Source organism: Stenotrophomonas sp. GD03777, from assembly GCF_029842485.1.
Taxonomy (GTDB): domain Bacteria; phylum Pseudomonadota; class Gammaproteobacteria; order Xanthomonadales; family Xanthomonadaceae; genus Stenotrophomonas; species Stenotrophomonas sepilia.
Map to the genome: position 1 here is coordinate 23335 of NZ_JAOCGL010000007.1, position 22339 is coordinate 45673.

Annotated in this window: 20 protein-coding genes; 11 read left to right on the top strand and 9 right to left on the bottom strand. The window is 67.1% G+C overall.

All coding sequences use genetic code 11. The features are described 5' to 3' along the window. Positions 1-79: 79 nt before the first annotated feature. The gene (locus N5E02_RS03245; protein WP_065178747.1) at positions 80-1147 is read left to right on the top strand and encodes a metal-dependent hydrolase; all 1068 of its coding nucleotides are present in this window, start codon (positions 80-82) and stop codon (positions 1145-1147) included. Between the two features lie 118 nt (positions 1148-1265). On the opposite strand, the gene N5E02_RS03250 is transcribed toward N5E02_RS03245, so the two are convergent. The 6 genes from N5E02_RS03250 to N5E02_RS03275 form a co-directional block, all read right to left on the bottom strand. Then, positions 1266-3098, bottom strand: coding sequence for a hypothetical protein (locus N5E02_RS03250; protein WP_279945821.1), 1833 nt, complete (start codon positions 3096-3098; stop codon positions 1266-1268). A 135-nt stretch (positions 3099-3233) separates the two neighbouring features. Further along, positions 3234-4061, bottom strand: coding sequence for a class I SAM-dependent methyltransferase (locus N5E02_RS03255; RefSeq protein WP_005415318.1), 828 nt, complete (start codon positions 4059-4061; stop codon positions 3234-3236). Between the two features lie 63 nt (positions 4062-4124). After that, the gene (gene dusB, locus N5E02_RS03260; RefSeq protein WP_065186814.1) at positions 4125-5120 is read right to left on the bottom strand and encodes a tRNA dihydrouridine synthase DusB; all 996 of its coding nucleotides are present in this window, start codon (positions 5118-5120) and stop codon (positions 4125-4127) included. Positions 5121-5267: 147 nt separating this feature from the next. Then, positions 5268-5699: a hypothetical protein gene (locus N5E02_RS03265; protein WP_065178745.1), complete on the bottom strand. Its 432-nt coding sequence runs from the start codon at positions 5697-5699 to the stop codon at positions 5268-5270. Between the two features lie 149 nt (positions 5700-5848). Further along, a complete protein-coding gene (locus N5E02_RS03270) occupies positions 5849-6814 on the bottom strand; it encodes a ribokinase (protein WP_065186811.1) in 966 nt (321 codons plus the stop codon). A gap of 25 nt (positions 6815-6839) precedes the next feature. Further along, positions 6840-8138 (bottom strand): nucleoside transporter C-terminal domain-containing protein, encoded by a 1299-nt coding sequence (locus tag N5E02_RS03275; protein WP_065178743.1) that lies wholly within the window; start codon positions 8136-8138, stop codon positions 6840-6842. Positions 8139-8331: 193 nt separating this feature from the next. Between N5E02_RS03275 and N5E02_RS03280 the strand changes: the two genes are divergently transcribed. The 5 genes from N5E02_RS03280 (at position 8332) to N5E02_RS03300 (ending at position 13714) form a co-directional block, all read left to right on the top strand. Continuing rightward, positions 8332-9303, top strand: a complete 972-nt coding sequence (locus N5E02_RS03280; RefSeq protein ID WP_005415323.1) for an aldo/keto reductase — start codon at positions 8332-8334, stop codon at positions 9301-9303. Between the two features lie 267 nt (positions 9304-9570). After that, entirely contained in the window at positions 9571-9765 is a 195-nt protein-coding gene (locus N5E02_RS03285; RefSeq protein WP_005412278.1) for a hemin uptake protein HemP, read from the top strand. A gap of 153 nt (positions 9766-9918) precedes the next feature. Beyond that, positions 9919-12111 (top strand): TonB-dependent hemoglobin/transferrin/lactoferrin family receptor, encoded by a 2193-nt coding sequence (locus N5E02_RS03290; RefSeq protein WP_279945823.1) that lies wholly within the window; start codon positions 9919-9921, stop codon positions 12109-12111. Positions 12112-12115: 4 nt separating this feature from the next. Next, on the top strand, positions 12116-12715 hold the full coding sequence (locus tag N5E02_RS03295) for a Hemin transport protein (RefSeq protein WP_164092979.1): 600 nt from the start codon (positions 12116-12118) through the stop codon (positions 12713-12715). Positions 12716-12787: 72 nt separating this feature from the next. Then, positions 12788-13714 (top strand): DUF6607 family protein, encoded by a 927-nt coding sequence (locus N5E02_RS03300; RefSeq protein ID WP_065186809.1) that lies wholly within the window; start codon positions 12788-12790, stop codon positions 13712-13714. 169 nt (positions 13715-13883) lie between these two features. Here N5E02_RS03300 and N5E02_RS03305 read toward each other — a convergent pair whose 3' ends face one another. Together N5E02_RS03305 and N5E02_RS03310 are read right to left on the bottom strand one after the other, a co-directional pair. Continuing rightward, a complete protein-coding gene (locus N5E02_RS03305) occupies positions 13884-16400 on the bottom strand; it encodes an FtsX-like permease family protein (protein WP_171956442.1) in 2517 nt (838 codons plus the stop codon). Continuing rightward, positions 16397-17044 (bottom strand): ATP-binding cassette domain-containing protein, encoded by a 648-nt coding sequence (locus N5E02_RS03310; protein WP_005415330.1) that lies wholly within the window; start codon positions 17042-17044, stop codon positions 16397-16399. The genes N5E02_RS03305 and N5E02_RS03310 overlap by 4 nt, the downstream gene beginning before the upstream one ends. 75 nt (positions 17045-17119) lie before the next feature. Between N5E02_RS03310 and N5E02_RS03315 the strand changes: the two genes are divergently transcribed. The 3 genes from N5E02_RS03315 (at position 17120) to N5E02_RS03325 (ending at position 19990) form a co-directional block, all read left to right on the top strand. Beyond that, positions 17120-17764: an arylesterase gene (locus tag N5E02_RS03315; RefSeq protein ID WP_053500077.1), complete on the top strand. Its 645-nt coding sequence runs from the start codon at positions 17120-17122 to the stop codon at positions 17762-17764. Between the two features lie 87 nt (positions 17765-17851). Further along, positions 17852-18565, top strand: coding sequence for a response regulator transcription factor (locus N5E02_RS03320; RefSeq protein WP_002811889.1), 714 nt, complete (start codon positions 17852-17854; stop codon positions 18563-18565). Between the two features lie 153 nt (positions 18566-18718). Then, a complete protein-coding gene (locus N5E02_RS03325; protein ID WP_065178739.1) occupies positions 18719-19990 on the top strand; it encodes a HAMP domain-containing sensor histidine kinase in 1272 nt (423 codons plus the stop codon). Positions 19991-20221: 231 nt separating this feature from the next. On the opposite strand, the gene N5E02_RS03330 is transcribed toward N5E02_RS03325, so the two are convergent. Continuing rightward, on the bottom strand, positions 20222-20923 hold the full coding sequence (locus N5E02_RS03330) for an SGNH/GDSL hydrolase family protein (protein ID WP_279945825.1): 702 nt from the start codon (positions 20921-20923) through the stop codon (positions 20222-20224). A 211-nt stretch (positions 20924-21134) separates the two neighbouring features. Between N5E02_RS03330 and N5E02_RS03335 the strand changes: the two genes are divergently transcribed. After that, on the top strand, positions 21135-21530 hold the full coding sequence (locus tag N5E02_RS03335; protein ID WP_279945826.1) for a diacylglycerol kinase: 396 nt from the start codon (positions 21135-21137) through the stop codon (positions 21528-21530). Positions 21531-21563: 33 nt separating this feature from the next. Beyond that, a complete protein-coding gene (locus N5E02_RS03340; RefSeq protein WP_005415336.1) occupies positions 21564-22313 on the top strand; it encodes a TerC family protein in 750 nt (249 codons plus the stop codon). The last annotated feature ends 26 nt before the right edge of the window (positions 22314-22339 follow it).

Sequence of the window (22339 nt, forward strand, 5' to 3'; positions counted from 1 at the left end):
TGTCGTTGCGCGCAACGAAGAGCAGCAGAGCATGGGCTCGGCTCTACATACACCGCGCGCAAGCCGCTAGCATCGGCCCATGGATTCATTGACCCAGATCGTGCTCGGTGGCGCCGTCGCTGCTGCCATCGCTCCGCCCGGCCATCGCCGCGCGGCCCTGCTGGCCGGTGCCGCGCTCGGCACCCTGCCGGACCTCGACGCCCTGTGGCTTGGCTTCACTGCGGCCGACCCGGTGGCGAACATGACCGAACACCGCAGCTTCAGCCATTCGCTGCTGGTGCTGCCCTGGGTGGCCGCACTGATCTGGTGGTTGTTCAAGCGCTTCGGCAATGGTCGCGTCGCGCAGTCACCGCTGCGCTGGTTCTGGGCGATCCAGCTGGCGCTGGTTACCCATCCCGTGCTGGATGCGTTCACCGTCTACGGTACCCAGTTGTGGTGGCCGCTGCGGCCACACCCAACCATGGGCTCCAGCGTCTTCATCATCGACCCTGGCTACACGGTGTGGCTGCTGCTGGGCTGCGTGCTGGCCTGGTTTGGTCGTGCGCGGCCCTGGGCGGGCAAGGTGCTGGGCGCGGCGTTGCTGTTCAGCAGTGGCTACCTGGGCTGGGGGCTGATCGCCAAGGCGCAGGTCGATCGGGCCGCCCAGCAGAGCCTGGCGGCGATGGGCCTGGGTGACGCGCCGCGCTTCTCGGTGCCGATGCCGTTCAATACGCTGCTGTGGCGGGTGGTAGCGATGACGCCCAATGGCTACGTGGTGGGTGATCGCTCACTGGTGGCCGACCATGGGCCGATGCGGTTCGAAGGCCATGCGTCCAACGTGCAGGCCTTGCGCGAAGCGCGGGCCATCCCGGCGGTGCAGCAGCTGCAATGGTTCAACCGTGGCTTCATGCGTGCGCAGGTCGTGGACGGAAGGCTTGTGCTGAGCGATCTGCGCATGGGGCTGGAACCGGACTACACCTTCAACTTCGTCGTCGCCGAGCAGGCGGACGGGCAATGGCGGGCGATCGTGCCCGAGCAGGTGCGGGCGGACTACAGCAGCCCGGCCGCGCGCGCCGACGCAAGTCGCCGGCTGGCGGCGATGTGGCAGCGGATCTGGCATGCGTCGGCAGGGCAGACCGGGGCGGGTGACAACCCCGCGGTGCAGTGACCGCAGTCAAGCATGGCGTGACCATCTGCGACCCGATGGATCCGCGCCGTTCGCGATGCTGTCCATGCTTCAACGCGCCTCCCAGAGGTGCGCCGTGGTTCGTGGTTGCGGCAGATGCTCAGGGTTTGGCTGGCGAAGCCAGCATCGCTTTCGCCGGAACTTCCACCAGATCTGCCTGTATCAGGCGGGGTGCCTCGCTGTTGGGATTCACCGAGACGTGGTGGTAGCGGTTGAAGGTGAAGTTGAAATCACTGTCCGGCATGGTCGGGAAGTACCTCCGGAAATACTTCATCTGCGGCAGATACAGCACGTGGTTGACCGCAGGGATGCCGGCCCCGGGCAACAGGCCACCAAAGCTCCCTGTGGCCACCAGTGCCCCGTCGGCGTTGCTCCGCGCGCCGCGCGCCTGCTGTGCCTGCAGCACTGCCTGGCGGTCGATCGAGAAGATTGGCCCCGCCGGCTGCACAGGATTGAACAGGCCGTTGCCGAGCAGATTGGCCAATGCTGCGGTGGCCAATACCAGGGTGGGCGCATGCTTCGAGCACCGGGGGCGGCTGGCAACGATGGCGAGTGCGGCCAGGCAGAGGTACGGAACTGTGTCGTAGCTGCTGTACAGTTGGTGGAAACCATCATCCCCGAACAGGTACTTTGCCGCGCTGCCGAGGGCCAGCAGGCCTGCCAGCAGTAGCACACGCCTGGGTTGAATGAGCACACCACACCGCACCAGGATAATGGCGCAGCCGATGTTGAGCAGCAGGCCGAAGGCAAGCAAGGCTCGGATCGGTGGTACCAGCGACAGGCCGGTGAGCTTGCCGATCAGCACTGGAACCGGCAGGAACATCCAGCAGGCGACCATCAGCAGGCCGGCGGCCAGGATCCACAGTGCACGACGGTTGCTGCGCGCCCAACTGCGGAACCGAACCCCATCGGCCAGTACAAGCGTAAACAGCGGCAACAGGCTGCCCAGCACCGCGATCTCGCATTCGTTGGAAGTCCTGAAGGACGGCAACGGTGCGAATTTGTAAGTCATCAGGTTGGGAAACAGATGTGCAAGCAGGGTAATCAGGCTTACGCCACCGCCGGCGCTCGCACGCTGCCCAGGGTAGACGGTATCGCGGGCGACCTGGATGATCTCGTGGAAATAGCCGAAGAACACTGCCAGCGAAAGCAGACCCGCTGCGACTGCATCGAGCAGCCGGGGAAATGACAACGTTTCGCGGCGAAAGGCCAGCACCAGCAGGCCCATGGTCAGCAGCGAGCCGATGGTGAACGGGGGGTAGGTTGCTGCCACCAGCCAGGCAGAGAGTGCATAGGCGCCGGCCATGATGCGCAGCCAGCGGTTGCCGATGCCCAGCCAGGCGACCGCGACCCAAGGGGCAAGTGCAAATGCCCCCGCGTTGCTGGACCACCAGACTTGCACGAATGGCGAAAAGAACAAGGTGCTGGCGATCAGCAGCGCTGGCAACAGTGGCAATTGCAGTTGGCGCAGGAACGTGGTCCAGCCGGACAAGAACGCCACGGCCATGAAAGCGAAGAAGAACGAATACGCGTTTGCCGGAGGCAGAACAAAGAAGGCCCAGTGGTAGGGCTTGAACAGGAGGCCCCAGTCCAGCAGCGGAAGCGCCTGGAAGGTACGCAGCGACTCGTGATACGGCGAATGCGCGTTGACCTGGCCAAAATCGTTGGCAACGGCGATCTGGACATAGGGGGTGTACACCATCCACTCATCCGAGCGGATGGAGCGGGCGGTGCCGAGCAGCGGTTGCAGTGGTTCCAGACCCAATCGCTCGAATGCCAGCGAGTAGGACGAAGGAGTCAAAGCAAGTGCGACATACACAATGCAGAACGCGGCAATGAGGCCCAGGAAGAGCCTTGCCTGGTTTGGACTCAATCCGCCCAGCAGACCTGCATCTTGGCGAGGAAATGGCAGTCGTCCGCTGTCGGTCATCATGCGCTCACAGATCAAGTGTCCCGGCGCGGCATGCATTCCGCCCCGCATTCGGCTGGCAGCATGGGCACAGAGCGCATCCTTCCGGGACAGGTTGAGGAATTCTAGCGGGTTGACCTGGCCACTGCGAGGCTGAGCTCAATACACCGTCGCACGGCCCTGCACGAACGAGTAGAAGAACACCGCATTCGGGTCGTTCTGCACCAGCCGGAACTCGCGGCGCATGCCTTCCACGGTTTCCTCGTCCACCGAGCCGGCCTGCAGCAGCTGGTCGGCCGCCGACAGCAGCAGCTGCTCCCAGAACGCGATCATGGTCTTGCGACGGGCAGGCTCGCGGTTGTCCAGGTGGATGGTCTTGATCTCGGTATGCACGTCGCGGAAGCCGCCGGCCAGCAACAGGTTGCCCAGCTTGGCGCCGACGAACGGGTCGCCACCGTGGTCGTACTGGAAGTCGTTGAAGGCCATCCAGTAGCGCCAGATGTGCGGCGAGTACGGATCAAGCAGGAACGAGGCATTCATCACCTCGGTGATGTAGACCGGTGAACCCGGCGCCAGCACGCGGCGCACTTCACTCAACACGCGTGCCGGTGACGGAACGTGTTCCAGCACCCAGCACAGGAAGGCCGAATCGAAGCTGCGCGCCTCGAACGGCAGTTCGCCGGCATCGGCCTGTTGCAGGGTGTAACGGTCGCTGCACCAAGGGGTGCGCGCCAGGTTCTCGCGCGCGGTGGCCAGCTGGGTCTCGCTCAGGTCCACGCCGGTCACGTGCAGCTCGGGGAAGCGGCGCAGCAGGATCTCGGTCTGCGCACCCACGCCGCTGCCGACTTCCAGCAGGCGCCGCGCGCCGCTGTAGTCGATCTGGCCGAAGATGCTCGACTCCAGCAGGCGCGCCTGGGTCATCAGGCGCTGCTGTTCGGTGCCGGAAAACCCGTGCAGGTAGGTCGGAGAGGAGATCGGCGGGGTCATGGAGGCGGGCTCTGGGAGTTCAATTCGGTCGAGCAGGCTCGACGTTGTGACGCGGCAGTGCGGTCAGGCCGCTGAAGGCAGCGCCGGTTCCCCGGCAATCAAGCGGTCGAAGTACTCGGTGGTCAGCGCGATCTGGCTCTGCGGGTCTTCGGCACGGTTGACCACCGCACGGAAGGCGGCGTTCTCCGGCCGGTCCTTGGCATACCAGCCCAGGTGCTTGCGCGCGATGCGCACGCCCTGCGGTTCGCCATAGAAGGCATGCAGTGCGTGCAGGTGGCCAAGCAGGATGTCGCGCACTTCGGCCAGCGACGGTGGCGGCAGTTCCTGCCCGGTGGCCAGGTAATGCGCCACTTCGCGGAAGATCCACGGCCGGCCCTGTGCGGAACGGCCGATCATCACCGCGTCCACGCCAGTTTCCTTCAAAACGTGGGCAGCCTTCTGCGGCGAATCGATATCGCCGTTGGCGATCACCGGAATGCGCAGGGCGGCCTTGATCTCACCGATGGTGGCGTACTCGGCCTGGCCGGTGTAATGCTGGTCGCGGGTGCGGCCGTGCACGGCCAGTGCAGCGATACCGCTGTCCTCGGCGATGCGCGCGATCAGCGGGCCATTGCGGTGGTCACAGTCCCAACCGGTGCGGATCTTCAGCGTGACCGGCACGTCCACCGCGTTGACCACGGCTTCGAGGATGCGCGCCACCAACTGCTCGTCGCGCATCAGCGCCGAGCCGGCCCAGGCGTTGCACACCTTCTTGGCCGGGCAGCCCATGTTGATGTCGATGATCTGCGCGCCGTGGTCGACGTTGTAGCGCGCCGCCTCGGCCAGCTGCTGCGGCTCGGTACCGGCGATCTGCACGCTGATCGGCGCCGGCTCGCCCTCATGGTCCATGCGGTGGATCGACTTGCGCGTGTTCCAGAAGCGCGGGTCGCTGATGGTCATTTCCGAGGCGGCCAGGCCCGCGCCCAGCCGTTTGCACAGCAGGCGGAAGGGCTTGTCAGTGACGCCGGCCATGGGCGCCAGCACGACGTTGGGGGCGATGGTGTACGGGCCGATCTGCATGCGCCCATTGTAGGGCGCGGGCGGCGGTACGGCCGTGTCGGGTACGGTCCGGTTCAGGCCGATCGGCACCGACCTCATGCCGTACCGGCATCAGCAGATGCTTGACGGTTGCTTCCGTCGCCCCCAAGGGCGGGCGATGGTGGCCGGCTAACCCAGGCTCTGCCAGGCCTGGCGGGTACCCAGGGCGAAGGCCAGCCCCAGGCCCAGGCAGGCCAGCGAACTGACCACCCAGAAGCGCCGGCCGTTGTACCCCGGCCGGAACAGCGCCAGGCCGAAGCCCATCGCGGCGCGCAGCAGCAGCAAGGCAGCGATGGCGGGCAGGACCAGGCGACTGGCCGGCAGTGGCGAATGCCAGCCCGCGGCGGCCAGTGCGTACAGGGTCCAGGCCACCAGCAAGGCAGTGATGCCGGCGGTCATCAGCGGTGGCCACCAGTGCCCCGCATGCGCGAGCCGGACCACGCGCTGGCCGGCACCGAAGTATCTGTACCACGCGGCGCCGAAGGCGATGCAGCCGATATGCAGCAGCGCCGCAGCGGCACTGCCTGCGGCCGCGACCAGCAACCAGGGGAATCCGTCCATGTCCTGCCCGTGCAAGGAAGCTGCGCGGATCGTGAGCGAGGGGCAGGATGTGGGCAATGCGACAGGCGGTCGCAGGGGCTGGGCAATGGGCAAAAGAAAGGCCCAGGTGCCTGTACACCCGGGCCTTGTCATCCACGCGTGGCGTGGAATTACTTGGCTTCGGCGTCGGCCGGGGTGAAGCGCGGCATTGCCGCTGCAGCGCCTTCCTTCTCGGTCGAGCGACCGGCGAACTGGTTGGCAAAGCGCACGTGGCGGGCGAACGGGGCGTCGGCCACCTGCGCCAGCGACGCGGCCAGCGCACCGTTGAAGGCATCACCGGCACCGGTGGTGTCGATGGCCTGCACCTGCTCGGCGCCGACGCGGTAGTACGGCTGGCTATCGCCGCGCAGGTTCTCGTCGGCATGCGAGACGAACACGCCCACCGAACCCAGGGTCACCACCACGGTACCGTTGCCGACCAGCTTGCGGCACAGCGCATGCAGGCTGGCGCCATCCAGCGCGGCGACATCGTTGGCATCCACGCGCTCACCGACATGGCGGCCGAGCAGCGCGGCGAACTCGGTCTCGTTCGGGGTGATCACATCGGCCAGCTTGAGCAGGCCGATGGTCGAGGGCGCGTCGGCCGGTGCGGTGTTGAGCACGGTGGTGACACCGGCCTCGCGGGCCGTGGCCAGCGCCGCTTCGATGGTCTGCACCGGCGATTCCAGCTGCACCAGCACCACCTTGGCGCTGGTGAGCAATGCCTGCTGCTGTTGCAGGAAGTCGGTGCTGAGCGCGGCGTTGGCGCCCGGGCCGATCACGATGGTGTTGCGGCCACGCGCGTCCACGTAGATGCCCGCAGTGCCGGTCGGCTCGCTGCTGGCTTCGGCAATCAGGCCGAAGCCATCCTGCGCGGCCAGTTCACGTGCGGTGGCGCCGCCGGCGTCATCGCCCAGCGCGCACACGAAGTGCGTCTCGGCGCCGGCGCGGCAGGCGGCCACGGCCTGGTTGAAGCCCTTGCCTCCCGGGCCGGTGCTGTAGCGGCCGGCAATGGTCGCACCCGGTGCCGGCAGCGACTCGCACCGCCACACGTGATCGACATTGAAGGAACCGACGACAACGACACTGCTGCTCATAGGAAATCTTTTCTCAACCAGGGGTTCAACTGAAGTGCGTCAGCACGCCGGCGATGGTCGCCGTCATGAAGGTGGCAATGGTACCGCCCAACACCGCGCGCAGGCCGAACTTGGCCAGATCGTGGCGACGTTCCGGCGCCAGGCCGCCGATGCCGCCGATCTGGATCGCGATCGAGCTGAAGTTGGCAAAGCCGCACAGCGCGTAGGTGGCGATCAGGCGGCCTTCGTCGGACAGGCTCACGCCCGCCACCTGGCCGTTCACGATCTGCGACAGCTCGGTGTAGGCCACGAACTCGTTGATCACGACCTTCTGGCCGATCAGCGAACCGACGGTGGTGGCATCAGCCCACGGGGTACCGATCACCCAGGCAATCGGGGCCAGCACGTAACCGAAGATGGTCGACAGGTTGGTCGGCTTGCCGATGGCAGCGGCCAAGCCGGTCACATCGCCGAACCAGGTGAGCGGTGCATTCAGCAGCGCGATCAGGGCGATGAAGGCCAGCAGCATCGCGCCGATGTTCAGCGCCAGCTTCAGGCCGTCACCGGCACCGGCAGCGGCCGCGTCGATGATGTTGCTGGAGGTCTTCTCGACTTCCATCTTCACCGTGCCGCGGGTCAGCGGGGTGCCCGTTTCCGGAATCAGCAGCTTGGCCACGACCAGGGTGGCCGGTGCGGCCATGATGCTCGCCGCCAGCAGGTGCTTGGCGTAGAAGGCCTGCTGCACCGGGTCGCCACCGCCGAGCATGCCCACGTAGGCCGCCAGCACGCCGCCGGCGATGTGCGCCATGCCGCCGATCATCATGGTCAGCAGCTCGGACTGGGTCATCCTGGCGATGTACGGGCGCACGGTCAGCGGCGCCTCGGTCTGGCCGATGAAGACGCTGGCGCAGACGCTGGTGGTTTCCGCGCCGGACACGCGCATCACCTTGGTGATCGACCAGGCCATCACGCGCACGATCGCCTGCATGACGTTGAGGTGGTACATGACCCCCATCAGCGCCGAGAAGAAGATGATGGTCGGCAGCACCTGGAAGGCGAAGATGAAGCCGTAGTTCTTGGTGTCCATCAACGAGCCGAAGATGAAGCCCGAGCCCTCGTTGACGAAGCTCAGGACCTTGACGAAGCCCTTGCCCAGCGCATCGAACACGTCGCGCCCGCCAGGCACCAGGATCACCAGCGCCGCGAAGGCGATCTGCAGGGTGATACCGGTGGCAACCAGCTTCCAGTCAACCGCACGCTTGTTGTTGGAAAACAGCCAGGTGATGCCGATCAGCACCGCCAACCCGAACAGGCCGAAGCCGATCCTGCCCAAACCTTCGACCATGTGAGTGACTCCCCTGGGGCGTCGCGAAAAACGGGAAGCCTAGTGCAGGGCAGGGGCCGGGGCAAGAAAAAGCAGCGTGCGCGCGCCCATCGGTACCGATCAGGCCAGCAACGGCAAGGGCTTGCGGCCGGCGGCGGCAGGTAGAATGGGGCTCGATCCCGGCCCGGATGCGGGCCCGCAGCAGGAGATTCGCATGCAATACCGTCGCCTGGGCTCCACCGGCCTGCCGATTTCCGCCCTGTCCTTCGGCGCCTGGGTGACCTTCGGTGACCAGATCCCGCGCGACGAGGCCCGCAACCTGGTGGCTGCCGCCTGGGACCACGGCGTCAACTTCTTCGACAACGCCGAGGGCTATGCCAACGGCCGCGCCGAACAGGTGATGGGCGATGTGATCGCCGACCTGCGCCTGCCGCGCGATGGCATCTGCGTCTCCAGCAAGGTGTTCTTCGGCAGCGCCAAGGACCCACGGCCGACCCAGCGCGGCCTGTCGCGCAAGCATGTGACCGACGCCTGCCATGCCGCGCTCAAGCGCCTGCGGGTGGACTACCTGGACCTTTATTACTGCCATCGCCCGGATCCGGACGCGCCGATCGCCGAGACCGTGCATGCCATGGATACCCTGGTGCGGCAGGGCAAGATCCTCTACTGGGGGACCTCGGAGTGGTCGGCGGTGCAGATCCAGCAGGCGCTGGACATCGCCGAAGCACGCAACCTGCAGGGCCCGTCGATGGAGCAGCCGCAGTACAACCTGCTGCACCGCGAACGCGTCGAGGTCGAGTATGCGCCGCTGTATGCCGGTGCCGGCCTGGGCACCACCATCTTCTCACCGCTGGCCTCGGGCCTGCTGACCGGCAAGTATGACCAGGGCATTCCGGCCGATGCGCGGCTGGGCCGCGAGGGCATGGAATGGCTGCAGGCGCTGGTGCTGGGTGACGACGCCGAGGCCCGCCTGGCCCAGGTGCGCCGCTTCAGCGAAGCAGCGCGTGAGCTGGGCCACGCCCCCGCCACGCTGGCGATTGCCTGGTGCCTGCGCAACCCGAACGTCTCCAGCGTGATTCTCGGCGCCAGCCGGGTCAGCCAGCTGCTGCAGAACCTGCAGGCGCTGGAGGTGCTGGAGCAGGTCGATGCGGCTGGCTGGGCGCAGGTCGAAGCCGCCTTCGCCTGAAACCCGGGGCCGACCGGGCCTGGGCCTCGGTCGGGCCGGCTCGGCCGAGGGAACGGGAACGGTAGAGTCGACTGTTGATTGACTGCTTCGAGCAACAGCAGTCGACCAACAGTCGACGCTACACGGCTGCGCCGCCATTTGATTGACGGGATCTATCGAATTGCAGAATTCGATCATTAATCCCATCGATCAAATTGAGAATGGTTGTTGATTGTCAACTGAGAATCATTATCATTTGACTCGTCCCTCGCACGAGTCCAGATGCTCATGAATGCTCAACCTGTACTGCTGCGCCCCGAAACGCTGACCCTCCGCGATCGTCCGGTCCGTGTCGTTCCGCCGGAAGAGGTCATCGACAGCGAAGCCCTGCTCAAGGGCCGTCGTGAAATCCTGATCCAGCACGGCGACCGCTTCTACCGCCTGCGGCACACCAGCAACGACAAGCTGATCCTGACCAAGTAATCGCGGCCTGGTCGCCCGCCTCCCTCCCTCCTGCCGGCAGCGCCGGCAGGGTGGGCGACCCGTCCGCGCCCGCTCTCTCCCCCTCGGTCTACCGCGTGCACCTCCCGGGTGTGCCGGTAACCGGGGGTTCCCCTGCCTGACCGAACGAACCCGATGACCCGCCCTACCGCCCTTTGCCTCGCCGTCTGGATGGCCCTGCCGCTGTCCGCCCATGCTGCTGCCGCGGCCACCGCCGCGCCTGATGCGCGCGACTTCGACCGCGTGCAGGTCACCGCCACCCGCACCGAGCGGGCAGTGAGTGACGTGGCGGCCACCGTGGATGTCATCGACCGCGAGCAGATGGACCGGCACCTGGTGCAGGACATCAAGGATCTGCTGCGCTACGAGCCGGGCCTGTCGGTCAGCCGCAGCGCCGCGCGCTTCGGCCTTGGCAGCATCCGCATCCGTGGCCTGGACGGCAACCGCGTGCGCGTGCAGACCGATGGCATCGCCATGCCCACCAGCTTCAACATCGGCTCGTTTTCCAACGCCAACCGCAACTTCACCGATCTGGACACGCTCAAGCGCGTGGAGATCGTGCGTGGCCCGGCCAGCTCGCTGTACGGTTCCGACGCGCTCGGGGGCGTGGTGGCCTTCGTCACCAAGGATCCGGCCGATTACCTGAAGGATGGCAAGGACAGCTACGTCGGCCTGAAGTTCGGCTACGACGGTGAGTGGAAGGGCCTGCTCGGCGGCGTGACCAGCGCGTTCGGCGGCGAACACTGGAGCGGCATGGTCAACATCAACCATCGCCAGGGCCAGGAAACCGGTAACAAGGGCGATGTTCGCAGCCTCGACAACACTCGTACCGCGCCCAACCCGCAGGACCGCGACGGTCGCAGTGGCCTGGCCAAGCTGGTCTATGCACCGAGCGAGGACCAGCGCTTCCGCCTGACCGTGGAAGGCAACGAAGACAACACCGATACCAGCGTGCTGTCCTCGATCGACCGCACCACCACCACCGGCATGAAGGCGCGCGACACGCAGAACCGCACCCGCGTGTCGTTCGCCCATGAAATGGATGCGCTGGACAAGGGCTTCGCCGACAACCTGCATTGGCAGCTGTATACCCAGCACAGCGAGACCAACCAGATCACCGACGAAGACCGCGCCAACCGCAGCCGCCGCCACCGCGAGTTCAACTTCGACCAGCGCGTGTACGGCCTGCAGGCACAGTTCAACAAGGCGTTCAGCACCGGCAGTGTCGAACACGCGCTGACCTACGGCTTCGAAGGTGCGCGTACCGAGATCCGCCAGAAGCGCGACGGCTATCAGGTTCTGGCCAATGGCCAGACCAGCACCACCATCCTGCCCGACGCCTTCCCGGTACGCGATTTCCCGATCAGCAAGACCACCGAGCTGGGCCTGTACGCGCAGGATGAAATGCGCATGGCCGGCGGCAAGCTGTCGCTGGTGCCGGGCGTGCGCGTGGATCGCTACGAGCTGAAGCCGGAAGTGGACAGCATCTTCGCCGACGACAATCCCGGCGTTGCGGTGGCCAGGCTGACCAAGACCAGCGTCTCGCCGAAGCTGGGCGTGGTCTATCGCTTCACCGACGAATGGTCGCTGTTCGCCGGCTACTCGCATGGTTTCCGCTCGCCGCCGTACAACGACGTCAACCTGGGCTTCACCAACTTCGCCTTCGGTTACACCGCCATCCCCAATCCGGACCTGAAGCCGGAAACCAGTGATGGCATGGAGCTGGGCCTGCGCTTCCTGTCACCGGCCGCCTACGTCAGCGTCAGCGGCTACTACAACGAGTACAAGGATTTCATCGAGTCGCAGTCGCTGGTCGGCACCAACGCCCAGGGCCTGATGGTGTTCCAGTCGCGCAACATCGCCGATGCGCGCATCTACGGTGCCGAACTGAAGGCTGGCGTTGACTTCGGCCAGATCAACCCGGCGCTGCAGGGCTGGGCGCTGCGCAGCTCGGTGGCCTGGTCGCGCGGCGACAACAAGACCGAGGACACTCCGCTGGATTCGGTCGACCCGCTGCGCGGCACCGTCGGCCTGATGTACGACACCGACGCCTGGGGCGTCGAACTGGCCGGTACCTTCGTCAAGCGCAAGGACCGCGTCACTGCAGCGACGGTGTACCGCCCGGCCGGCTACGGCGTGGCCGACCTGATGGCGCACTGGAACTTCGCCCCGGGCGCGACCTTCAACGTCGGCGTGTTCAACCTGGGCGACAAGCGCTACATCGATTGGTCCAACGTGGGTTCGACGCTGTCTGCGACCAGCCGCGTGCTGGATCGCTACACCAGCCCGGGCCGCACCCTTTCCGCCAGCCTTGCCGTTTCCTGGTGACCTCATGAGCCGCGCCTTGTCCGCACGCAGGAATGACGCCATCGCCGTGCAGGGCAGCGCGGCCTGGCCGACCCCGGCACAGCTGGCCACGCTCGGCACCTTGTTGTGCCTGTACCACGCCGACGGCAACGAGCTGGGTGGCTGGCGCCAGGCGGTGCGCGTGCACGCCTGCCAGGGCGTGGACAGCGAGGGCATACGCGAAAGCCTGTGTTTCCTCGATGCCCGCGGCCGCTGCGTGTGGCGGCTGTACCTGTTGCCCGACAGCGATTTCCTGGCCTGGGACCGGCTGGTCGCGGCGCTGCCGCCGGGCCCGGAGCATGACAGCGAGGGCAGTGTCGGCGAACGCCTGTGGCGGCGCCTGGCCGGCCATCTTGGTGGCCAGCGCTGGCGCCTGTGCACGCTGCGCCTGCATGCCGCGGACGAGGGCCGCACGCTGGCAGCCAGCCTGTCGACCCTGTCCTCGCTGGGCGCGGCCACCGCGCGTCGCATCGCTCGGTTGGAAGGTGCCGAAGGCGAGCTGGCGATCGACGATTGCTGCTGCGCCGACGCCGCGCGCCGGCCGACACCCCGTATTCCCGGCGACCTGCCGCTGATCCGCCTGTGATCCTTTCCTGATGGAACGCCCGCCGGCCCTGGAAGGCCTCTCAACGAACCTGCAACCCCGAAGGAAGACCCGATGAAGTTCCAGACAGCCAGCGTCATGCTGTTGCTCGCTGCCAGCGGCGTGGCCAGCGCGCAGCCCTCCGACATCGCCCGCGACCACGACAGCATCCTCGCCATGCAGGGCGAGTACACCGTCGACTTCGCGTTCGACGAGACCGTGCTGCTCAAGCCCGGCTACGAGCGTGCGCCGGCGATGCGCAGCGGCGGCAGCGAAGTGGTCATCGTGGTCGAGGACACCCCGCAGCGCATCGTGCTGCAGCACCTGTTGCTCGATGAGAAGAGCGGCCACATCACCAAGCACTGGCGCCAGGACTGGGTCTACGAAGCGCCCAGCCGTTTCGAGTTCAGCGCCGACCAGACCTGGCAGGTACGCCGCATTCCCGCAGCGGTGAACCAGGGCGCCTGGACCCAGTGCGTGTATGAAGTGAGCGATGCACCGCGCTACTGTGGCACCGGCAAATGGACGTACACCAACAACGTGCCGAGCTGGACCAGCGACCTGAGCTGGCGCCCGCTGCCGCGTCGTGAATACACAAAGCGCAGCGACTACAACGCGCTGGCCGTGGTCAACCGCCACACGCTCACGCCCAATGGCTGGACCCACGAGCAGTTCAATACCAAGGTGCAGCGCAACGCCGACGGCAGCCAGGTGGAGATCGCCCGCGAGTTCGGCTTCAACGACTACGTCAAGACAACCGAGGTCGACTTCACCCCGGCCCGCGCCTACTGGAAGGCCACCGCCGGCTACTGGGCCAAAGTGCGCCAGCGCTGGGACGGCTTCCTCGGCCAGGCCCCGGGCGTGCACCTGAAGACCAAGCTCGATGGCATGGCGATGATCATCCCGCTGTTCACCCAGGCCGAAGAGATCCAGTCCGGCAAACAGGTGAAGGACGCGCAGATCGACGAGGTCTTCGCCAAGTACGTGGAAAAGGCGCAGTAGATCCACGCCATGCGTGGATGTGCTTGTTCCTTGAACACTGGCAACGCCGTCATGTGCTTTTGGCAGGTGCCGAGCTTGCTCGGCACACGCTTTCCCGCATCCACGCATGGCGTGGATCTACCGGCAAGTGCCGAGCCTGCTCGGCACGCCGTCCGGAGGCGCAACCGATTCAGGCCTCGCGCAACGCCAATGCCGGCGGCGTATGCAGGATCGCCCGCGTACCCCACCAACCCGCCAACAGGCTCAAACCGATGCCGACTACGCCGCCGATCAGCAGCCCTGGCCACGGCGGCAGCAACGGCAGCTCGAACACCTTCTGCGAGACCGCCACGCCGATGGCAGCCGCTGCGCCCACCGCCAGCATCGCCGCCAGCGTACCCAGCGCGCCGAACTCCACCAGCACCGCACCGCGCAGCTGGCGCCGGGTCGCACCCAGGGTGCGTAGTACCGCGCTGTCGTAGCGGCGCTCGCCGGCGGTGGCCTGCAGCGCGGCCAGCAGCACCAGCACGCCGGCCAGCAGGCTGAACACCATCACCAGCTGCACCGCCTGCGCCACGCGCTCCATCACATCGCGCACCTGCGAAATCACCGCATCCACGTCCAGCAGCGACAGGTTCGGCTGCGCGCGCACCAGTTCGCCCAGGCCCGCCGCCTTGCCGGCCGGCAGATGGAAGGCCGACAGCAGGTTGTGCGGGGTTTCGCCCACCGCATTCGGGTTCAGCAACACGAAGAAGTTCGGCCGGAAGGTGTTCCAGTCCGCCTTGCGCACGCTGGTGACGGTGAACTCGCGCTCCTGCTCGCCCACCGCAATGGTGATGCGGTCGCCGGGGTACAGGCCGTAGCGTTTGGCCCAGCCGATTTCCACCGAGGCTTCCGGTGCGGTGCTGTCGGTTTTCCAGAACGTGCCATTGACCAGCGTATTGGCCGGCGGGAACGTGCTGCGCCAGCTGAAATTCAGTGGCCGGTTCTCGTCATCGTCATCGCGCTGACCTTCGCCTTGTGCCGCTTGTCCGTCCTGACCGGGCTCGCGGTCCACGCGCAGCGGTGGCTTGCCATTGATCGCGATCAGGCGGCCGGTGGCCATCGGTTCGATGCTGGCGTCACCGGCGCCCAGTCCACGCAGCGTGGCCAGCACGCTGTCGCGCTGTTCGGGCTGGATGTTGATCAGGAAGTAGTTGGGCGTGTCCGCCGGCAGGCGCTCGCGCCATTGCTGCAGCAGGCCGGGGCCGGTCACGGCCAGCAACAGCAGCGCGCACAGCGACAGCGACAGCCCGACCAGCTGCATTACCGCCAGCATCCGGCGCCGGGTCAGCGCGGCCAGGCCCAGCCGCCAGTGGCCGTGCAGGCGGTGCTGCAGGCCGCGCAGCAGTTGCAGCAGCACGAAGCCGACCACCCCGGCGGCCAGTGCCAGCGTGGCCAGGCCGCCCAGCACCCACAACGCCAGCTTCAGGTCGCCGGTGACTTGTACCGCCAGCAGCAGGCTGGCCGCCAGCGCTGCCACATAGGCCAGCAGTGACGCCGGCGGCAGGGCAGCGAAGGAACGGTTGAGCACCCGCATCGGCGGCACCCCGCGCAGGCGCAGCAGCGGTGGCAGGCCGAAGCCGAACAGCAGCAACAGGCCGATGCCGGCGCCGGTCAGCGCAGGCATCGCCTCGGGCAACGGCAGGCGCTGCGGCACCAGGCTGCCCAGTACCTGCACCAGGCCTTCCTGCGCGGCCATGCCCAGGCCGATGCCGAGCGCACAGGCCGGCACCGCCAGCATCAGCAGCTGCAGTGCCAGGCCAAGCAGGATGTCGCGCTGGCGCGCACCCAGGCAGCGCAGGATCGCCACCTGGTCGATGCGGCGCAGCGCGAAGCGGTTGGCCGCCAATGCGGTGGCCACGCCCGCCAGCAGCACCGCCAGCAGCGCGCTCAGGCCGAGGAAGCGCCCGGCCAGATCGAAGGCCTGGCGCACGCCGCGCTGGGTGTCATCCACGCTCAGCAGGCGCAGGCCCTTCACCTGTGGCAGCAGCCACTCACGCAGGGACGCGACCAGCCCGGGCGGTCCTGCAAACATCAGCCGGTAGTTGATGCGGCTGCCGGGGCCAAGCAGTCCCGTGCCTTCCACATCGGCGCGGTTGACCAGCAGGGTGGGGGACAGCGTCAGCAGGTCGCCACCGGTGTCCGGCTCGGCCTCGATGATGCCGGCGATGCGCAGCGTGCCGGCGCCGAACTCGAGATCATCGCCGGCCTTCAGCCCGAGCCCCTGCAGCAGGCGTGGGTCGGCATAGGCCTGGCCCTTGGGCGGCATGCCGGCATCGGTGATCAACGTACCGCCGGGCGTGGCCCGTACCCGCAGCGTGCCGCGCAGTGGATAGCCCGCCTGCACCGCCTTGATGCTCGCCATCTGGCTGGCCTCGCCATGGAACAGCACGCTGCCGAAGCTGGCGATGCGGGTGTAGGCCAGTCCACGCCGTTGTGCCTCGTCGGCGAATGCCTGCGGCGGGTCATCACGCCCGGCGATGCCGAGATCGCCACCGAGCATTTCCGCCGCGCTGCCGGTCAGCGCCAGGTTGACCCGGTTCACCAGCGTGCCCACCGCGGTCATCACCGCCACGCCCAGCACCAGTGCGGCGAACACGGTGAGCAGGTCGCCGGCCAGCGCCTCGCGACGCAGCGCGCGCCACGCGTGCCGCAGCACGTTCATGCCTGGGCTCCGCGCTCAACCGGCAGCAGGCGACCGTCGTCGATACGATGGATGTACTGGCAACGCTGCGCCAGGCGCATGTCGTGGGTGACCAGTACCAGGGTAGTGCCGCTGCCGGCGTTGAGTTCGAACAGCAGGTCGCTGACGTGCTGGCCGGTGGCATGGTCCAGCGATCCCGTCGGTTCGTCGGCGAACAGGATGCGCGGCCGGGTGACGAAGGCACGCGCCAGTGCCACGCGCTGCTGCTCGCCACCGGACAGCTGGCGCGGGTAGTGGCGGGCGCGATGGGAGAGGCCGACCTGCGCCAGCACTTCATCGACCCGCGTGCGATCCTCGCGCCCGGCGAGTTCCAGTGGCAACGCGACGTTCTCGGCGGCGGTCAGCGCCGGCAGTAGGTGGAAGCTCTGGAACACGAAGCCAACCTCGCGCGCGCGCAGCTGGGCCCGCGCTTCTTCATCGAGGTCGCCCAGGTCCTGGCCCGACAGCGCAATGCGGCCCCGACTGGGCAGGTCCAGCCCGGCCAGCAGGCCGAGCAGGGTGGTCTTGCCCGAACCGGAGGCGCCGACGATGGCCGCGCTGGTGCCTTCATGGACGGTCAGGGTGATGTTGTCCAGTATGTGGACTTCACCCTCCGGGCCCTGCACGGATTTGCCGACCTGGTCGACGGCGATGGCGACGGGCGCGCTGCGGGGGGACAGGCTGTCGATGAGGAGACTCCAATGCGCAAGACGGGATGGAGCCGGCGAGCCGGCGCGATGATGGTGCTGCTGCTAGGGTTCCTGCTGTTGCCGGGGCTGGCCTGTGCCAAAGGTCCGGCTGGCACCGTGCTGGTGCTCGGCGACAGCCTCAGTGCCGCCCACAATATCCCTGCCGACGCCGGCTGGGTCAGCTTGCTGCAACAGCGGGTCAGGCAGCAGTCGAAAACCCCGGCGCGCATCGTCAACGCCAGCATGAGCGGGGAAACCACCGCCGGCGCGCTGACCCGCCTGCCGGGCCTGCTGGCCAGGGAGAAGCCGACCGTGGTGGTGATCGCGCTGGGCGGCAATGACGCGCTGCGCGGGCTGACCCCGGCGCAGGTGCAGGGCAACCTGGAAAAAATGGTGCAGGCCAGCCAGAAGGCCGGTGCCAAGGTGCTGCTGCTGGGCATCGACGTGCCGCCCAACTACGGACCGGCCTACCGCCAGCGCCTGGCCGCGGCCTACAAGGCGCTGGCCACGCAGTACAAGGTGCCGCTGCTGCCGTTCCTGCTGGAGGGCGTGGCCCTGCAGCCGGGCATGATGCAGGGCGACGGCCTGCACCCCACGGCGCAGGCGCAGCCGAAGGTGCTGGACAACGTCTGGCCGCTGCTCAGGCCGCTGCTCTGAACCGTTTGTGTACCTCTTGACGGAACTTCACATCGCGTCCACCGTCGATCCGGCATGTTTCACAAAGCTGAAGTTAGAGGGAATCACATGCGTCAGACGAAGGAGACCTCCGGCTTGGTGCTGGTGGTCGAAGACAACCGCAACATCTCCGAGATGATCGGGGAATACCTGGAAGGTCGCGGCTTCGAAGTCGACTATGCACAGGACGGCCTGGATGGCTACCGCCTCGCGGCGGAGAACAGCTATGACGTCGTGGTGCTCGATCTCATGTTGCCGCGCCTGGATGGCATCGAAGTGTGCCGTCGCCTGCGCAACGATGCGCGCAAGTCCACGCCGGTGCTGATGCTCACGGCACGCGACACGCTGGACGACAAGCTCACCGGCCTCGGGTTCGGTGCCGATGACTACCTGACCAAGCCGTTCGCGATCCAGGAGCTGGAAGCCCGCCTGCGCGCGCTGATCCGTCGCGAACGCCGCCAGGTCGGTTCGGAGGTGCTGAAGGTCGCCGACCTGGTGCTCGATCCGGTCAGCATGCGGGCTACCCGTGCCGGTACCGAGCTGCAGCTGTCGCCGATCGGCCTGCGCCTGCTGACCATCCTGATGCGCGAATCGCCGCGCGTGGTCACCCGCCAGGAGATCGAACGCGAGATCTGGGGCAATGGCCTGCCGGATTCGGACACCCTGCGCAGCCATCTGTACAACCTGCGCAAGATCATCGACAAGCCGTTCGACCGTCCGCTGCTGCACACTGTGCAGAGCGCCGGCTATCGCATTGCCGATATTGCCCAGCCGATGGCCTGATCGGGGCCCGGCCTGTGCAGCATCAGGCCCGGCCGGGCAACGACCCCGCACCGGGCACGGATGACCGGCCGGCGCTGCCGCCGGTCAGCGTCCGTGCACGACTACGGCGCAGCGCGCTGCCTATAATCGCAGCGCTCTGACCGGGACCCCGCAATGCCGCACGGCCTGCCGCGCAAGATCCGTATCGCCTTCATCCTGCAGGCAGTCCTGGCCAGCCTGGGCATCCTGCTCGGTGCCTGGCTGGTCTCGCTGGTGATCAAGCACAGCCTGGTCGGCGCCGCCCTGCGCGAGGAAGCGGCCTATTACTGGACGCTGCACGAGGCGTCGCCGGTGCAGCCGCCGCCCAACACCCACAACATCCGCGGCTACCTGCTGGAAAGCGGGCAGTCGGCACTGTCATTGCCGGCCAACCTGCGCACCCTGGAGCCTGGCTTCCACGAGCTGCCCCAGGACGACCAGCTGGTGCTGGTCGACGTGCGCCCTGCCGGTCGCCTGTACCTGGTGTTCCTGCGCTCGCGCGCGGAGATGCTGGCGTTCTGGTTCGGCATCGTGCCGGTGCTGCTGACCCTGTTGGCGGTGTATGGCGCCAGCTGGGTCACCTACCGTGCCTCCAAGCGACTGGTGTCGCCGGTGAACTGGCTGGCGCGGCGCGTCTCGCGCTGGGACCCGGGCCACCCCGAAGCGGCCGATCTGGAGCCGAACAAGCTGCCGGCGGACATGCAGGGCGAGACCCGCCAGCTGGCGGCCGCACTGCATTCGCTGGCCAACCGGGTCAGCGCGCACGTGGCGCGCGAGCGCAACTTCACCCGTGATGCCAGCCATGAGCTGCGCACGCCGTTGACCGTCATCCGCGTGGCCAGCGACATGGCCCTTGGCGATGAAACCCTGCAGCCGCGCCTGCGCCGCAGCCTGCAGCGCATCCAGCGTGCAGGCCGTGACATGGAGGCGGTGATCGATGCGTTCCTGATCCTGGCCCGCGAGGCCGATGTCGAACCGCAGATCGAGCTGTTCGACGTCAACGACATCGTCCGCTACGAGGTGGACAACGCCAACGAGCTGCTGGGCAACCGGCCCGTATCGGTGCACCTGCACGGCGACGGCCCGGTACAGCTGCACGCACCGCCGCGGGTGCTGCAGGTGGTGGTCAGCAACCTGGTGCGCAATGCCTGCAGCTACACCGACGAAGGGCGTATCGACGTGCACGTGCTCAATGACCGGGTGGTGGTGCGCGATACCGGCATCGGCATGTCCGCCGAGGCGCTGTCGCGCGCGTTTGAACCGTTCTACCGCGCCGAGCCGAGCCGTCCGCAGGGCACCGGCCTGGGCCTGTCGATCGTGCGCCGGCTGTGCGACCGCTTCGGCTGGAAGGTCAGCCTGGCCAGCGAGCCGGGCAAGGGCACCGAGGCTACGGTGATCTTCCGGTAGAGGGATTTTGCCGGGCTGCGCCCGGCACCCGCCGAGGCAACATCAACATCAGAAGCGGGCATTCCGTGGAATGGCGGGGCGGTGTGGGTTTGCAGGACACGCCGTAAACCCGTCCATGGGGGCTCGATGGCGCCATCCATGGCGCCAACGGTCCTGCAAACCCACACCGCCCCGCCTTCGACAGTTTCCCGCGATCCGCAGTAGATCCACGCCATGCGTGGATGGGGTTGCTCAGTTGCAGTTGACCTTCGGCGCCAGCGCCCTGGTCCAGATGTCATAGCCGGCCGGGGTCATGTGCAGCATGTCCTCGCGGAACAGCGTCGCATCCGGCTGGCCGTTGGCGCCGAGCATCGGCGTGTAGATGTCGGTGAAACCGGTGTTGGGCAGCTTGGCCAGCGCGGCCTTGATCAGCGTGTTGGCCTCGTTGATCGCCGGCAGCAGGTGCGCGCGCGACGGGCTCGGCTTGATCGACAGGTACTCCACCTTGGTCTTCGGCAGGTCGCGGTGCACGCGCTGCACGAAGGCAACCACGTCGTCGCGCACCTGCACGGCGCTGCGGCCACTGTTGAGGTCGTTGTCGCCCGCGTAGAAGAACACTTTGCATGGCGCATACGGCACCACGATGCGGTCGGCGTACCAGGTGCTGTCGCGCACTTCCGAGCCGCCGAAGCCGCGGTTGAACACTGGCTGGCCAGGGAAGTCGGTGGCCAGGCTCTCCCAGAAGCGGATCGAGGAGCTGCCGATGAACTCGATGCCACCGCGCGGCGGCGGGGTGGACTGGTCGGCGCTGGCGAAGCGGGCCATGTCGCCGGCCCAGGCCACGTTGGAGACCTGTTCTGGCACACGGGGCGACTCGGCCGGGCTCAGCGCCTGGGCCAGCGGTGCGGCAGTCAGCAGGCCCAGCATCAACAGGCAGGTACGGCGACGGGACATCAGGCGCTCCAGCAGGCAAGGGGCATCCATCATAGGAGCATGCCCGGGCCGTTGCTTGCCCCTGGCAGGCCGTTCAGCGGGCCGGCGCGGGCTGCGGTTGGCGGCCTTGTGGCAAAATGGCCGCCATCTGCCTATTCCTGTGCACCCATGATTCCCTGCCGTGCGTCTGAGCGGTCGCTGCGCCGCGCCCCCGTTGCTGGATGTTCCACCCGTGGCTGATCAGTTCGGCCACCTGCCGCGCGGCCCGCGCCGCATCTTCCAGGCCGCCCGCTGGTCCTGGCAGGGCCTGCGCGCTGCCTGGCTGCACGAGTCCTCGTTCCGGCTTGAGGTCTACCTGCTGATCCTGCTGACGCCGATTGCGATCTGGCTGGGCCAGACGCCGCTCGAACGCGCGCTGCTGATCGGCTCGATGCTGCTGGTGCTGGCGATGGAGCTGGCCAACTCGGCCATCGAAGCGGTGATCGAACGCTACGGCAGTGAGATTCACGAGCTGGCCGGCCGCGCCAAGGACATGGGCTCGGCGGCGGTGTTCGTGCTGATGATGAACGTGTTGCTGTGCTGGGCGCTGGTCGTGGTTCCGCACGCGCTGGCCGGCAACTACGGCTGAAACCCCATTCCCCCACTGCCTTGAAGAGTTTCCATGTCCTTTGAGTTCCTCGCCGACCCCAATGCCTGGGTGACCCTGTTCACGCTCAGCGCGCTGGAAATCGTGCTCGGCATCGACAACCTGGTGTTCATTTCCATTGCTGTCAGCAAGCTGCCGGAAGAGCGCCGCCCGTTCGCCCGCAAGCTCGGCATCGCGGTGGCCTGCATTACCCGCATCGGCCTGCTGGTATCGCTGGCCTACCTGGCGCACATGGCGGCAAACCTGTTCACCGTGGCCGGCATGGGCATCTCCATCCGCGACCTGGTGCTGATCGTTGGCGGCCTGTTCCTGATCATCAAGGGCTGCATGGAGATCAAGGAACTGATCAGCGGTGGCGAGGATGAAGATCCCAGCACCACCAAGGCCTCGGCCGTGTTCGGCTACGTGATCGCGCAGATCGCGGTGATCGACATCGTGTTTTCGCTGGACTCGGTGATCACCGCCGTCGGCATCGCCGACCACATTCCGGTGATGGTCGCCGCGATCCTGCTGTCGGTGATGGTGATGCTGCTGGCCGCCAACCCGCTGGGCCGCTTCATCGATGCCAACCCGACCGTGAAGATGCTGGCGCTCGCCTTCATCCTGATGATCGGCGCGGTGCTGATCCTGGACGGCCTGGACGTGCACGTGCCCAAGCCCTACATCTACGCCGCGATGGGCTTCTCGGTGCTGGTGGAGTGGCTGAACCTGCTGATGCGCCGCCGCGCCCGCGAGCACAACGTGCCGGGCGCCGGCAACTGGTAAGCGCGCCACTGGCGTGTGAGTCCCTC